At 68.8% G+C, this 13,637-nt stretch carries 12 protein-coding genes; 5 read left to right on the top strand and 7 right to left on the bottom strand.

Translation table 11 applies throughout. The features are described from left to right. The 4 genes from glcE to proC form a co-directional block, all read left to right on the top strand. Positions 1-1,064: glycolate oxidase subunit GlcE (gene glcE, locus G3N62_RS23810; protein ID WP_206141313.1), on the top strand; the 1,064-nt coding region annotated here is incomplete at its 5' end. 7 nt (positions 1,065-1,071) lie between these two features. Then, positions 1,072-2,298: a glycolate oxidase subunit GlcF gene (gene glcF, locus G3N62_RS23805; protein ID WP_124669286.1), complete on the top strand. Its 1,227-nt coding sequence runs from the start codon at positions 1,072-1,074 to the stop codon at positions 2,296-2,298. Positions 2,299-2,418: 120 nt separating this feature from the next. Continuing rightward, a complete protein-coding gene (locus G3N62_RS23800) occupies positions 2,419-3,117 on the top strand; it encodes a YggS family pyridoxal phosphate-dependent enzyme (RefSeq protein WP_034187443.1) in 699 nt (232 codons plus the stop codon). A gap of 52 nt (positions 3,118-3,169) precedes the next feature. After that, a complete protein-coding gene (proC, locus tag G3N62_RS23795; RefSeq protein ID WP_034187150.1) occupies positions 3,170-3,982 on the top strand; it encodes a pyrroline-5-carboxylate reductase in 813 nt (270 codons plus the stop codon). Positions 3,983-4,072: 90 nt separating this feature from the next. Here proC and ubiA read toward each other — a convergent pair whose 3' ends face one another. The 7 genes from ubiA to recG all read right to left on the bottom strand — a co-directional run bounded on the left by ubiA (position 4,073) and on the right by recG (position 12,222). Next, on the bottom strand, positions 4,073-4,936 hold the full coding sequence (gene ubiA, locus G3N62_RS23790) for a 4-hydroxybenzoate octaprenyltransferase (protein WP_034187149.1): 864 nt from the start codon (positions 4,934-4,936) through the stop codon (positions 4,073-4,075). A gap of 190 nt (positions 4,937-5,126) precedes the next feature. After that, positions 5,127-5,615: a non-specific DNA-binding protein DpsA gene (dpsA, locus tag G3N62_RS23785; protein ID WP_124669287.1), complete on the bottom strand. Its 489-nt coding sequence runs from the start codon at positions 5,613-5,615 to the stop codon at positions 5,127-5,129. A 129-nt stretch (positions 5,616-5,744) separates the two neighbouring features. Then, positions 5,745-5,906, bottom strand: a complete 162-nt coding sequence (locus G3N62_RS23780; RefSeq protein WP_167361864.1) for a hypothetical protein — start codon at positions 5,904-5,906, stop codon at positions 5,745-5,747. Positions 5,907-6,016: 110 nt separating this feature from the next. Further along, the gene (katG, locus tag G3N62_RS23775; protein ID WP_124669288.1) at positions 6,017-8,203 is read right to left on the bottom strand and encodes a catalase/peroxidase HPI; all 2,187 of its coding nucleotides are present in this window, start codon (positions 8,201-8,203) and stop codon (positions 6,017-6,019) included. Positions 8,204-8,304: 101 nt separating this feature from the next. Beyond that, positions 8,305-8,433, bottom strand: a complete 129-nt coding sequence (locus G3N62_RS36295; RefSeq protein ID WP_260435749.1) for a hypothetical protein — start codon at positions 8,431-8,433, stop codon at positions 8,305-8,307. A gap of 381 nt (positions 8,434-8,814) precedes the next feature. Next, the gene (locus G3N62_RS23770; protein ID WP_034187146.1) at positions 8,815-9,774 is read right to left on the bottom strand and encodes a hydrogen peroxide-inducible genes activator; all 960 of its coding nucleotides are present in this window, start codon (positions 9,772-9,774) and stop codon (positions 8,815-8,817) included. A gap of 126 nt (positions 9,775-9,900) precedes the next feature. Beyond that, positions 9,901-12,222, bottom strand: coding sequence for an ATP-dependent DNA helicase RecG (recG, locus tag G3N62_RS23765; protein ID WP_124669290.1), 2,322 nt, complete (start codon positions 12,220-12,222; stop codon positions 9,901-9,903). 167 nt (positions 12,223-12,389) lie between these two features. Between recG and queA the strand changes: the two genes are divergently transcribed. Continuing rightward, positions 12,390-13,457, top strand: a complete 1,068-nt coding sequence (gene queA / locus G3N62_RS23760) for a tRNA preQ1(34) S-adenosylmethionine ribosyltransferase-isomerase QueA (RefSeq protein ID WP_069706514.1) — start codon at positions 12,390-12,392, stop codon at positions 13,455-13,457. Positions 13,458-13,637 lie beyond the last annotated feature (180 nt).

Here is a 13,637-nt window from a genome sequence, read left to right as displayed (position 1 = left end):
AATGGGCCGAGCGTATCCGCGCGGCCAGTGCCGACGGCCGGCCGCTGCGGATTCGCGGCGGCGGCACCAAGGACTGGTACGGCCAGGCGCTCGAGGGCGAAATACTCGACACGCGCGCGTTTCAGGGCATCGTGTCGTACGACCCGGCAGAGCTCGTCGTCACGGTCCGCGCGGGCACGCCGCTCGCGCAGCTCGAAACCGTCCTCGCCGAGCGCGGCCAGATGCTGCCGTTCGAGCCGCCGCACTTCGGCCGCGCGGCCACCGTCGGCGGCTGCGTCGCCGCCGGCCTCGCGGGCCCGCGCCGCGCCACCTGCGGCGCACCGCGCGATTTCGTGCTCGGCGTCACGCTGATGAACGGCCGCGGCGAAATGCTGCGCTTCGGCGGCCAGGTGGTGAAGAACGTCGCCGGCTACGACGTGTCGCGCCTGATGGCCGGCGCGCTCGGCACGCTCGGGCTGATGCTCGACCTGTCGATCAAGGTGCTGCCGATGCCCGTCGCCGAGGTCACGCTGAAGTTCGAGATGACCGCGACCGACGCGGTGCGCAAGCTCAACGAATGGGGCGGCCACCCGCTGCCCGTCAGTGCGAGCGCCTGGCGCAACGGCACGCTGGTGCTGCGCCTGTCGGGCGCCGAGGCGGCCGTGAAATCGGCGAAGACGCTGCTCGGCGGCGAAGTCGTCGACGCGGTCGAAGCCGAGCGCTTCTGGGCCGGCCTGCGCGAGCATACCGACCCGTTCTTCAACGGCATCCCGCCGGGCTACGCGCTGTGGCGCCTCGCGTTGCCGTCGATCACCGAGCCGATGCACCTGCCCGGCACCCAGCTGATGGAATGGGGCGGCGCGCAGCGCTGGTGGATCACCGACGCCGACGCGCAGACCGTCCGCATGAGCGCGAAGCAGGCCGGCGGCCACGCGACGCTGTTCCGCGCGGGCGACGCGTACGACCGCAGCGCGGGGGTGTTCACGCCGCTTCCCGCTCCGATGATGAAAATCCACCGCGGGCTGAAGGCCGCCTTCGATCCCGCGCGCATCTTCAACCGCGGCCGGCTCTACCCCGACCTCTGAGGGCTCGATGCAAACGAACCTCGCCGATTTCATCCGCAACACGCCCGACGGCGACGAGGCCGACGCGATCCTGCGCAAGTGCGTGCACTGCGGGTTCTGCACCGCGACCTGCCCGACCTACCAGCTCCTCGGCGACGAACTCGACGGCCCGCGCGGACGCATCTACCTGATCAAGCAGATGGTCGAAGGCGCGCCCGTCACGCGCAGCACGCAGCAGCACCTCGACCGCTGCCTCACGTGCCGCAGCTGCGAGACGACCTGCCCGTCCGGCGTCCAGTACGGCCGGCTCGTCGAGATCGGCCGCAAGCACGTCGAGGCGCAGGTGCAGCGCCCGGCGCAGCAGCGGCTCGTGCGCCGCATGCTCGCGAGCCTCGTGCCGAATGCCGCGCTGTTCTCGCCCGTGATGCGGCTCGGCCAGCATGTGCGGCCGCTGCTGCCGAAGCGGCTGCGCGACAAGGTGCCGCCGCGCACGCGGCTGCTCGAATGGCCGCACCGCACGCATCCGCGCAAGATGCTGATGCTCGGCGGCTGCGTGCAGCCGTCGATGCTGCCGAACATCAACATCGCGACCGCGCGCGTGCTCGATGCGCTCGGCATCGAGACGGTCGTCGCGCCCGACGCGGGCTGCTGCGGCGCGATCCGCCTGCACCTGAACTATCACGACGAAGCGCTCGACGACGCGCGCCGCAACATCGACGCGTGGTGGCCGCACGTCGAACAGGGCGCCGAGGCGATCGTGATGAACGCATCGGGCTGCGGCGTGACGGTGCTCGAATACGCGCACCTGCTGCGCGACGATCCGGCTTACGCGGAGAAGGCGCAGCGCATCGTGTCGCTGACGCGCGACATCTCCGATGTGCTGCTCGCATTCGAGGCCGAACTCGCGACGCTCGCGCGGCGCCGCGCGGTCCATACGATCGCGTACCACCCGCCGTGCACGCTGCAGCACGGCCAGCAGTCGCGCGGCAAGGTCGAGCGGCTGCTCGAGACGCTCGGCATCGACGTGCGGCTACCGGCCGACAGCCATCTGTGCTGCGGCTCGGCCGGCACCTATTCGCTGACGCAGCCGTCGCTGTCGTACCGGTTGCGCAAGCAGAAGCTGCTGAAACTGCAGGCGCTCGAACCGCAGATGATCGTGTCCGGCAACATCGGCTGCATCGCGCACCTGCAGAGCGGCACGCAGATTCCGGTCACCCACTGGGTCCAGCTCGTCGAGCATTTGCTGTACGGCTGACGTGACGCGCCGCCGCGGCCGGCGTCCGCGCGCGGCGTCCGTATAATGAGCGGATCGATGCGCCGCGTGTCGCGGCGCATCGGCTTCATGCCCGCTTTCGTGCCTGCTTTCGCGCCCGTCATGTCCGATCTCGCCGCCCGTCTCGAATCCGTTCACCGCCGCATCGCCGACGCCGCCCGCGCGGCCGGCCGCGATCCCGCCACCATCTCGCTGCTCGCCGTGTCGAAGACGTTTCCCGCCGACGACGTGCGCGCCGCGCACGCGGCCGGACAACGTGCATTCGGCGAAAACTACGTGCAGGAATCGATCGACAAGATCGATGCGCTCGCCGACCTGCGCGCGTCGCTCGAATGGCATTTCATCGGGCCGCTGCAATCGAACAAGACGCGCCCCGTCGCCGAACGCTTCGACTGGGTCCATTCGGTCGACCGCCTGAAGATCGCGCAGCGCCTGTCGGAACAGCGCCCCGCGCACCTGCCGCCGCTCAACGTGTGCGTGCAGGTGAACATCAGCGGCGAGGCGTCGAAGAGCGGTGTCGCGCCGGCCGACGTGGCCGAGGTCGCGCGCGCGGTCGCCGCGCTGCCGTCGCTGCGGCTGCGCGGCCTGATGGCGATTCCCGAACCGGCCGGCGACACCGACGCGCAACGCGTGCCGCACCGCGCGCTGCGCGCGCTGTTCGACACGTTGCGCGCCGACGGCCTGCCGCTCGACACGCTGTCGATGGGCATGTCCGCCGACCTCGACGCGGCCGTGCTCGAAGGCGCGACGATCGTGCGCGTCGGCACCGCGATCTTCGGCGCGCGCGATTATTCGCACTGAACGCCACGCCCTTTTCCGCCTTTCCGTTCACTCACTCGCTCATTCGGACATCATGAAAATCGCATTCATCGGCGGCGGCAACATGGCCGCGGCCCTGATCGGCGGCCTGATCAAGCGCGGCGTCGCCGCCGACGGCCTGTATGCCATCGACGTCAACGAGGACGTCCGCGCGCGTGCCGCGCAGCAATTCGGCATCCGCACCGGCGCGGCCGTCGACGCGACGCTCGCCGGCTACGACGCGATCGTGCTCGCGGTGAAGCCGCAGGTGCTGAAGGACGTCGCGCAGGCGCTCGCGCCGCACCTGACGTCGCAGCTCGTGATCAGCATCGCGGCCGGCATCCGCGGCACGGATCTCGCGCGCTGGCTCGGCGACTACCCGCGCGTCGTGCGCACGATGCCGAACACGCCCGCGCTGGTCGGCATGGGCGTGACGGGCCTCGCCGCGCTGCCCGCGGTCGACGCGGCGGGCCGCGAACTCGCGTCGAACGTGCTCGGCGCGGTCGGCGAGATCGTGTGGTTCGACGACGAGTCGCAACTCGACGCCGTCACGGCCATTTCGGGCAGCGGCCCCGCGTACGTGTTTTATTTCATCGAAGCGCTGCAGGAAGCCGCGCGCCGCCTCGGCATGAACGACGAACAGGGCCGCGCGCTCGCGGTCGCGACGTTTACGGGCGCCGCGCAACTGGCCGCGCAATCGGGCGAGCCGGCGAGCGTGCTGCGCGAGCGCGTGACGTCGAAGGGCGGCACGACGGCCGCCGCGCTCGCGGCATTCGACGCGCAGGGCGTGAAGGAAGCGATCGTGCGCGGCGCGCTCGCGGCGGAAGCGCGTGCGAAGGAAATGGGCGACGAACTCGGCCGCGCGTAAGCGCGGGAGCGCTTGCCGGATTACCGGCGCCCGATGTAAAAAAAGCGACCGTCAGGTCGCTTTTTCATTGGCGGCGCGCGGCTTCGTCGTTCAGTTGCCGGCCAGCAGGTAATGCGCGGCGATGCCCGCGAACAGCACGCCGCCGAGCCAGTTGTTGTGCCGGAATGCCGCGAAGCACGGCATCCGTTCACGATCCTTGATCAGCGTGTAGTGATACAGCGCGCAGCCGGCCGCGGCGGCCCAGCCGGCCCAGTACACGAGACCGAAGCCGAGCGTCACGCCGACCCACACGTAGATGCCGAGCGTCGCCGCGTAGCACGCCATCACGGCCGCGACGTCGAAGCGGCCGAACGTCAGCGCGGACGTGCGAATGCCGATCTTGATGTCGTCGTCGCGATCGACCATCGCGTACTCGGTGTCGTATGCGACCGACCAGAAGATGTTCGCGACCAGCATCACCCACGCGATCGCCGGCACCGTGTCCTGCACGGCCGCGAACGCCATCGGGATGCCGAAGCCGAACGCGATGCCGAGATACGCCTGCGGAATCGCGAAGAAACGCTTCATGAACGGATACGAGCCCGCGACGAACAGCGCGACGACGGACAGTTCCTTCGTCAGCGTATTGAGCGGCAGGATCAGCAGGAACGCGACGAACGACAGCCCGACCGCGATCGCGACGGCTTCCCATGCGTGGATCTTGCCCGACGTCAGCGGCCGGTCGGCCGTGCGCTTCACGTGACGGTCGAAATCGCGGTCGGCGTAGTCGTTCATCGCGCAGCCGGCCGAGCGCATCAGCAGCGTGCCGAGCACGAAGATCACGAGCAGCGGCCAACGCGGGTGGCCGTCCGACGCGATCCACAGCGCGTTGAGCGTCGGCCACAGCAGCAGCAGGCTGCCGATCGGCTTGTCCATCCGGACGAGCCGCAGATACAGCGGAAAACGGGCAAGCATGGCGAAGCACCGGGAAGATAACCCCGGCATTTTAGAGCCGAGCGGCGCTCCGCGTCATGTCGGGAGCGGCCCGCAGACGGCTACCGGCGGGCGCGCACACGCCGCCCAGGCCCGCTGCGCGCGGCTGTGCCGCATCGCGCGTCAATCAAGGGACAGAGTCGACCGCATCGCGGATCGGGCCGCACCGCGCTTACGCGAGCAGCGACCGCAGCATCCATGCGGTCTTTTCATGCGTCTGCAGGCGCTGCGTCAGCAGGTCGGCGGTCGGCTCGTCGCTGGCCGCGTCGGCGATCGGGAAGATGTCGCGCGCGGTGCGCACGACCGCCTCGTGCCCTTCGACGAGCTGGCGGATCATCTCCTCGGCGGCCGGTACGCCCTTCGCGTCGGGCACCGACGACAGTTTCGCGAACTCGGCGAACGTGCCCGGCGCGACGACGCCGAGCGTGCGAATGCGCTCCGCGACGGAATCGACCGCGAGCCATAGCTCGTTGTACTGCTCCTCGAACATCAGGTGCAGCGTGTTGAACATCGGCCCGGTCACGTTCCAGTGGAAATTGTGGGTCTTCAGGTACAGCGAGAACGTATCGGCGAGCAGGCGCGACAGGCCGTCCGCGATCTTCTTGCGGTCCTTGTCGCTGATGCCGATGTTGATCGGCGTGGCGTTGCCTTTCCTGGCCATCTTCGGGACTCCTCGTTCGAAATGTTGAACCGGTGAAAATGCGTCGAGCAATCCGCATGCCGCGTCGCACGGCATCCGTTCGCGACTCGCACGTCTGGCGTCGCGAAACCGTCGCTGCCGTCGCTGCCGTCAACCGCCGGCGACCGGCGCGAGCGCGTGCAGCGCCTGCGAGACCAGTTCCGCCGCCCCGCCGATGACGATCGCGAAGCCGACGACGTAGCGCGCCAGTTCGACCGGCGATCGCAGAACGGGCGACGCCGCCGCACGCATGTTGAGCATCATTTGCGTCATGGTCGTTACTCCCTTGACAAGACATCGTTCCGAGAAGAAACGGCCGGTCGTTCGACCGGCCGTTCCGCGTTACTGCGTCACTGCATGACCGCATGAGCATGCGGCCGGTTTCATGCGAGGTCGAAGCGGTCGAGGGTCATCACCTTGTTCCAGGCGGCGACGAAATCGCGCGCGAACTTCTCCTTCGCATCCGCGCTGCCGTACACCTCGGCCAGCGCGCGCAACTGCGAGTGCGAACCGAAGATCAGGTCGACGCGCGTGCCCGTCCACTTGACCGCGCCCGTCGCGCGGTCGCGCCCCTCGAACACGTCGTTCGCGGCCGACACCGGCTTCCACTCCGTGCCCATGTCGAGCAGGTTCACGAAGAAGTCGTTCGTCAGCGTTTCCGGACGGTCGGTGAACACCCCGTGCTTCGAGTCGCCGGCGTTCGCGCCGAGCACGCGCAAGCCGCCGACGAGTACCGTCATCTCCGGCGCCGTCAACGTCAGCAGTTGCGCCTTGTCGACCAGCAGCGCCTCGGCCGGCGTCTTGTACGCGGCCTTCAGGTAGTTACGGAAGCCGTCGGCGAGCGGCTCGAGCACGGCCATCGCCTCGACGTCGGTCTCTTCCTGCGTCGCATCCGCGCGGCCCGGCGCGAACGGCACCGTCACCGCGATACCCGCGTTCTTCGCGGCCTGCTCGACGCCGGCCGCACCGGCCAGCACGATCAGGTCGGCGAGCGACACCTTCTTGCCGCCCGTCTGCGCGTCATTGAACGCCTTCCGCACGCCTTCGAGCGTCTCCAGCACCTTCGCGAGCTGGGCCGGGCGGTTCACTTCCCAGTCCTTCTGCGGCGCGAGGCGGATGCGCGCACCGTTCGCGCCGCCGCGCTTGTCCGACCCGCGGAACGTCGCTGCCGACGCCCATGCCGTCGACACGAGCTGCGACACCGACAGGCCGGTGGCCAGCACCTTCGCCTTCAGCGCGGCAACGTCGGCGGCGTCGATCAGCGGGTGGTCGACTGCCGGGATCGGGTCCTGCCACAGCAGGTGTTCCGCCGGCACTTCCGGGCCGAGATAACGGGAGCGCGGGCCCATGTCGCGGTGCGTGAGCTTGAACCACGCACGCGCGAACGCATCGGCGAACTCGGCCGGGTTCTCGTAGAAACGGCGCGAGATCTTTTCGTAGGCCGGGTCGAAACGCAGCGACAGGTCGGTCGTCAGCATCGTCGGGCGATGCTTCTTCGACGCGTCGAACGCATCGGGAATCACTTCGCCGGCGTCCTTCGCGACCCACTGGTGCGCGCCGGCCGGGCTCTTCGTGAGCTCCCACTCGTAGCTGAACAGGTGCTTGAAGAAGTCGTTGCTCCACTTCGTCGGCGTCGAGGTCCACGTGACTTCGAGGCCGCTCGTGATCGCGTCCTTGCCCTTGCCCGTGCCGAACGTGCTCTTCCAGCCGAGACCCTGCTCCTCGAGGCCCGCGGCTTCCGGCTCGGGGCCGACGTTCGACGCCGGACCGGCGCCGTGCGTCTTGCCGAACGTGTGGCCGCCCGCGATCAGCGCGACCGTCTCTTCGTCGTTCATCGCCATCCGCGCGAACGTCTCGCGGATGTCGTGCGCGGCGGCGACCGGGTCCGGGTTGCCGTCCGGGCCTTCCGGGTTCACGTAGATGAGGCCCATCTGCACGGCGGCGAGCGGGCTTTCGAGCTCACGCTTGCCCGAGTAGCGGCTGTTCGGGCCGCCGCTCAGTTCCAGCCAGATCTTTTCCGAGCCCCAGTACACGTCGTCCGGTTCCCACGTGTCGACGCGGCCGCCGGCGTAACCGAACGTCTTGAAGCCCATCGATTCGAGCGCGACGTTGCCGGTCAGGATCAGCAGGTCGGCCCACGAGATGTTGCGGCCGTACTTCTGCTTGATCGGCCACAGCAGCCGGCGCGCCTTGTCGAGGCTCACGTTGTCCGGCCAGCTGTTGAGCGGCGCGAAGCGCTGCTGCCCGCCGCCCGCGCCGCCGCGGCCGTCGGCCGTGCGGTACGTGCCGGCGCTGTGCCATGCCATGCGCACGAACAGGCCGCCATAGTGGCCGAAGTCGGCCGGCCACCAGTCCTGCGACGTCGTCATCAGCGCGTGCAGGTCCTGCTTCACCGCCGCGAGATCCAGCTTCTTGAACGCCTCGGCGTAGTCGAAATCCTGGTCCATCGGATCGGACAGCGCCGAATGCCGGTGCAGGACATTCAGGTTCAGCTGATTCGGCCACCAGTCCTTGTTCGTCGTGCCGCTGCCTGCGGTGTGGTTGAACGGACACTTCGCTTCGTTCGACATGCTTTTTCTCCTTTACTTGCTCGTAGGCCCCCACGTGCCGGGCGCGGTTCGTGGAGCATTGCGGGGGATAAGAAACGGAACAGGCAGATCCTCCTGCCGTACTACGGGATGTCGTGCGCGGCCTTCGGCTCGCGTTCCCGCTGCAACGCGCCGCAGGCGGGGCGCTCGGGGAAGCCACTGCCGGCAGTCGTCGTGCCGGCGATGCGTGCGGTGGTCATGCTGTCGGGCATGCAATGCTCCCTCATGGCTTGATGGCGGGTGAATCGGGGGAACACCGGACCGGCGCGCGGCGGCACTCATCCGCCATACACGCGATCCGCCAGGTACGCGAACGCAATCGGACGCAGGCTGCGAACCGCGGCCCTGGCGCGATGTACGACCGTGTCGCGCGACGGGATGTTCCGCTGCGCGTGCTGCAATACCGACCGCATCATGACATCCTCCTTTGACGCTTGCATCCAACGTGCATGTCGCTTCTCGGCCAAGGCGCCGATCCATGTAGAGGATTCTATCTATATCTATCAATTATTTGAATTTAATAAATTTCATCTATGCGATAGGGAAAAATAAACGGGGTCGCAAGACCCCGTCCATCATGCTGCCATACGCGCTCAGTTCATCGTGGCCGGCATGTCGAGCTTCGCGACGCCCGGCAGTTCGCACGCGGAAATCGCGTCGCTGATCGCATCGATCGCGGGCATCCGCGTGAAGCTCTTGCGCCACACGAGCACCACTCGGCGGTCGGGCACCGGTTCGTTGAACGGCACGTACGACAGCAGCTCCGCATCGGGGCCGTTCGCGCGCGGGCCGACCTCGGCGACCGACATCCGCGGCAGCACGGTGATGCCGACACCGCTCGCGACCATATGGCGAATGGTTTCGAGCGACGAGCCCTCGAAGGTCTTCTGGATGCCGTCGGCCGTCTGCGAGAAGCGCATCAGCTCCGGGCACACGCCGAGCACGTGATCGCGGAAGCAATGGCCGTTGCCGAGCAGCAGCATGGTTTCCTGCTTCAGGTCCTCGGCATTGATTTCCTCGCGCTTCTCCCACGGATGGCCGGCCGGCAGCGCGACGACGAACGGTTCGTCGTACAGCGGACGCACCATCAGGCCGGTTTCCGGGAACGGCAGCGCCATGATCGCGGCGTCGATCTCGCCCTGCTTGAGCAGTTCGAGCAGCTTCAGCGTGTAGTTCTCCTGCAGCATCAGCGGCATCTGCGGAACACGCTGGATCATCTGCTTGACGAGCGTCGGCAGCAGGTACGGCCCGATCGTGTAGATCACGCCGAGGCGGAACGGGCCGACCAGCGGGTCCTTGCCCTGCTTCGCGATCTCCTTGATCGCGAAGGTCTGCTCGAGCACGCGCTGCGCCTGCGTGACGATCTGGTCACCGATCGGCGTCACGCTCACTTCGCTCGCGCCGCGCTCGAAAATCTGCACGTTGAGCTCGTCTTCGAGCTTCTTGATCGCCACCGACAGCGTCGGCTGGCTCACGAAGCAGGCCTCGGCCGCGCGGCCGAAATGCCGTTCGCGCGCGACCGCGACGATGTATTTCAATTCAGTCAGCGTCATTGTGGGTCAATCAGGTATATACAGGCGATAGGTTTAATTTATACACCCTCCGGCACCGGTTCGCCAAGTTTCTCGACATCCGATGCATCGATCGACGGCTTTCTGATCCGGCCCCGAGCTGCCGAATCAAGCCTTCAGGTACTGTTCCCGCGCACCGAGCCAACGGGCGAGATGCTGCGTGACGATGTCGGGGTACGCGGCAATCAGCCGCGTCGCGGCCTCGCGGGCCGGGTCGATCAGCCAGCCGTCGGTCTCGAGGTTGGCAAAGCGCAGCATCGCCGCGCCCGACTGGCGCGCCCCGAGGAATTCGCCGGGGCCGCGGATTTCGAGGTCGCGCCGCGCGATCTCGAAGCCGTCGGTCGTCTCGCGCATCGTCTTCAGCCGCTCGCGGCCGGTCAGCGACAGCGGCCCCGTGTACAGCAGCACGCACACCGACGCCGCGGTGCCGCGCCCGACGCGGCCGCGCAGCTGGTGCAGCTGCGCGAGGCCGAAACGCTCCGCGTGCTCGATCACCATCAGCGACGCGTTCGGCACGTCGACGCCGACCTCGATCACGGTCGTCGCGACGAGCAGCTGCACTTCGTTGCGCGTGAACGCCTCCATCACGGCGGCCTTGTCGGCGGGCGACAGCCGGCCGTGCACGAGCCCGACCTTCAGTTCGGGGAGCGCCGCCGCCAGCGTCTCGTAGGTTTCGACGGCCGTCTGCAGCTGCAGCGTCTCGCTTTCCTCGATCAGCGGGCACACCCAGTACACCTGGCGCCCGGTCAGCGCGGCCTCGCGCACGCGGGCGATCACCTCGTCGCGCCGCGCGTCGCCGACGAGGCGCGTCAGCACGGGCGTGCGGCCCGGCGGCAGCTCGTCGATCGTCGAGACCTCGAGATCCGCGTAGTACGTCATCGCGAGCGTGCGCGGGATCGGCGTGGCCGACATCATCAGCTGGTGCGGCTGGAAATCGCGCGCGCCGTTGGCCGCTTTCGCGGCCTTCGCGCGCAGTGCGAGACGCTGCTCGACGCCGAAGCGGTGCTGCTCGTCGACGATCACGAGGCCGAGCCGCGCGAATTCGACCGTGTCCTGGATGATCGCGTGCGTGCCGATCACGAGCTGCGCGGTGCCGAGCGCGGCCGCCTCGATCGCCGCGCGCTTCTCCTTCGCCTTCAGGCTGCCCGCGAGCCACGCGACCGACACGCCGAGCGGCTCGAGCCATGCGCGCAGCTTGCGCGCGTGCTGTTCCGCGAGGATTTCGGTGGGCGCCATCAGCGCGGCCTGGTAGCCGGCGTCGATCGCCTGCGCGGCGGCCAGCGCCGCGACGACCGTCTTGCCGCTGCCGACGTCGCCCTGCAGCAGGCGCTGCATCGGGTGCGCGAGCGTGAGGTCGTGCGCGATCTCGTCGACGACGCGCGCCTGCGCGCCCGTCAGCGTGAACGGCAGCGCCGCGTAGAGCCGCGTCGTCAGCGCATCGGCGTCGCTCGCGGTGCGGCGCGGCATCGCGGGCGCGGCACGCGTGCGGCGCTCCTCGTGCGCCCGCTTGAGCGACAGCTGCTGCGCGAGCAGCTCCTCGAACTTGATGCGCGTCCACGCCGGATGCGAGCCGTCCATCAACGCGGCTTCGTCGGAATCGACGCGCGGGTGGTGCAGGATGCGCACGGCCTGCTCGAGCGTCGGCACGTCGAGCGGCTTCAGGTAGTCGCGCTGGATCTCGGGCGGCAGCAGCTCGGGCAGCGGCGTGCGCTCGACCGCATTCTCGATCGCCTTGCGCAGGTAGGCCTGCGACACGCCGGCCGTGCTCGGGTAGACGGGCGTGAGCACCTGCGGCAGCGGCGCGTCCGCTTCGACGACGCGCACGGCCGGATGCACCATCTCCATCCCGAAGAAACCGCCGCGCACCTCGCCACGCACGCGCAGCCGCTGGCCGACGGCCATCTGCTTGACCTGCGACCCGTAGAAATTCAGGAAGCGCAGCACGAGCTGCTCGCCGTCGTCGTCCTGGATCTTCACGACGAGCTGGCGGCGCGGCCGATAGGCGACTTCGTTGTCGAACACGACGCCTTCGGTTTGCGCGATGCCGCCCGGCAGCAACTCGCCGATCGGCGTGAGCGTGGTTTCGTCCTCGTAGCGCATCGGCAGATGCAGCACGAGATCGATCGAACGCGTGAGGCCGAGTTTCGCGAGCTTGTCGGCGGTTTTCACCGGTTTGTCGGCGGCAGGCTTCTTCTTGCGCTTCGTGCCCGATGCACCGGGCGCGTCGGCGTCGTCGCCGCCCGCGCCCGGTTCGACGTCGGGCGCGGCGGCAGCGGGCTGCGCGAGCCGGCCGTCGGCGCCGCGCTTCGGGCCGGCGCGGCGCGCGCCGGCGGCCGATGCGGGCGGCGCGGGCGTGGCGGCATCGTCCGCGTCGAACGGATCGGCGGAATCGGCAACGGCGGCGGCGGAACGGCGTGGTGACACAGGCATCGGATCGTCAGGGTGCTTCGCAAGGCAAGTACAATAGCGGCTTTCACGTCGTCCGAACGAACGACGCCGGCCAGGCCGCGCATCCCGCCATCATAGCGGCTCGCGCGCCCCATTTACGCGTTTCCGCCCTGCCGGCGACGCCCGCCGGCCGCTTCGAACCAGCCCGCATGTTCACGCTTTCCGATTTCGATTTCAATCTGCCGCCCGAGCTGATTGCCCAAACCGCGCTGCCCGATCGCACCGCGAGCCGCCTGCTCGAGGTCGACAATACCGCCGAGCCCGCGCGCCTCGTCGACCGCCGTTTCACCGAGCTGCCGTCGTGCATCGCGCCCGGCGACCTGCTCGTGTTCAACGATACCAAGGTGCTGAAGGCGCGTTTCTTCGGCCAGAAGGCCAGCGGCGGCAAGATCGAGGTGCTGATCGAGCGCTTGACGGGCACGCACACGGCGCTCGCGCAGATCCGCGCGAGCAAGTCGCCGGGCGCCGGCACGACGCTGCGTCTCGCCGACGCATTCGACGTGACGGTCGGCGAGCGCGTCGAGCCGTTCTTCACGCTGCACTTCCCCGCGCCGTGCCTCGACCTGATCGAGCAGTTCGGCCGCCTGCCGCTGCCGCCGTATATCGAGCACGACGCCGACGCGACCGACGAGACGCGCTACCAGACCGTCTATGCGAGCAACCCGGGCGCGGTCGCCGCGCCGACGGCCGGGCTGCATTTCGACCAGCCGCTGCTGGCGAAGCTCGACGCGATGGGCGTCGAGCGCGCGACGCTGACGCTGCACGTCGGCGCCGGCACGTTCCAGCCGGTGCGCGTCGAGAACATCGCCGAGCACAAGATGCACAGCGAGTGGTACGACCTGCCGCAGTCGCTCGTCGACAAGATCGCCGCGACCCGCGCACGCGGCGGCAACGTGATCGCGGTCGGCACGACGTCGATGCGCGCGCTCGAAGCCGCCGCGCGCGCGGCCGACGAAGCGGGCCGACCGCTCGCGGCGACGCAGGCCGAGACCGACATCTTCATCACGCCCGGCTACCGGTTCCGCGTGGTCGACCGGCTCGTCACGAATTTCCACCTGCCGAAATCGACGCTGCTGATGCTGGTGTCCGCGTTCGCGGGCGTCGAGACGATCCGCGCCGCGTACCGGCACGCGATCGAAGAACGCTACCGCTTCTTCAGCTACGGCGACGCGATGCTGCTGACGCGGCGCGACACGCCGGAGGCGCCGGGCGCGTAAGCGCGGCAGGTGCGATGACGCGCCGGCGCGCGACTGCGCAACGGCCGCTACGCTTCGCGCTGTCGCGCGCCGCGCCGGTGTCCCCGCGCTGTTGCCCCGTTTTCCTGCGGTACGCGCTACGATGGCGCGCACCCGCTTTTTCCCGCCGCCGGTTACCCGGCGGCGTTTCCAACATGCGCC

The sequence above is a fragment of the Burkholderia sp. Tr-20355 genome, assembly GCF_017104685.1.
GTDB lineage: Bacteria > Pseudomonadota > Gammaproteobacteria > Burkholderiales > Burkholderiaceae > Burkholderia > Burkholderia seminalis.
The sequence above is the reverse complement of the archived record's forward strand: the minus strand, read 5'-3'. Positions and strand labels throughout refer to the sequence as shown.

Excerpts from the sequence above, each read along its gene's own strand:
- glcF (WP_124669286.1), top strand. The coding sequence starts at position 1,072 with ATGCAAACGAACCTCGCCGATTTCATCCGCAACACGCCCGACGGCGAC.
- G3N62_RS23800 (WP_034187443.1), top strand. The coding sequence starts at position 2,419 with ATGTCCGATCTCGCCGCCCGTCTCGAATCCGTTCACCGCCGCATCGCC.
- proC (WP_034187150.1), top strand. The coding sequence starts at position 3,170 with ATGAAAATCGCATTCATCGGCGGCGGCAACATGGCCGCGGCCCTGATC.
- ubiA (WP_034187149.1), bottom strand. The coding sequence starts at position 4,936 with ATGCTTGCCCGTTTTCCGCTGTATCTGCGGCTCGTCCGGATGGACAAG.
- dpsA (WP_124669287.1), bottom strand. The coding sequence starts at position 5,615 with ATGGCCAGGAAAGGCAACGCCACGCCGATCAACATCGGCATCAGCGAC.
- G3N62_RS23780 (WP_167361864.1), bottom strand. The coding sequence starts at position 5,906 with ATGACGCAAATGATGCTCAACATGCGTGCGGCGGCGTCGCCCGTTCTG.
- katG (WP_124669288.1), bottom strand. The coding sequence starts at position 8,203 with ATGTCGAACGAAGCGAAGTGTCCGTTCAACCACACCGCAGGCAGCGGC.
- G3N62_RS36295 (WP_260435749.1), bottom strand. The coding sequence starts at position 8,433 with ATGCCCGACAGCATGACCACCGCACGCATCGCCGGCACGACGACTGCC.
- G3N62_RS23770 (WP_034187146.1), bottom strand. The coding sequence starts at position 9,774 with ATGACGCTGACTGAATTGAAATACATCGTCGCGGTCGCGCGCGAACGG.
- recG (WP_124669290.1), bottom strand. The coding sequence starts at position 12,222 with ATGCCTGTGTCACCACGCCGTTCCGCCGCCGCCGTTGCCGATTCCGCC.
- queA (WP_069706514.1), top strand. The coding sequence starts at position 12,390 with ATGTTCACGCTTTCCGATTTCGATTTCAATCTGCCGCCCGAGCTGATT.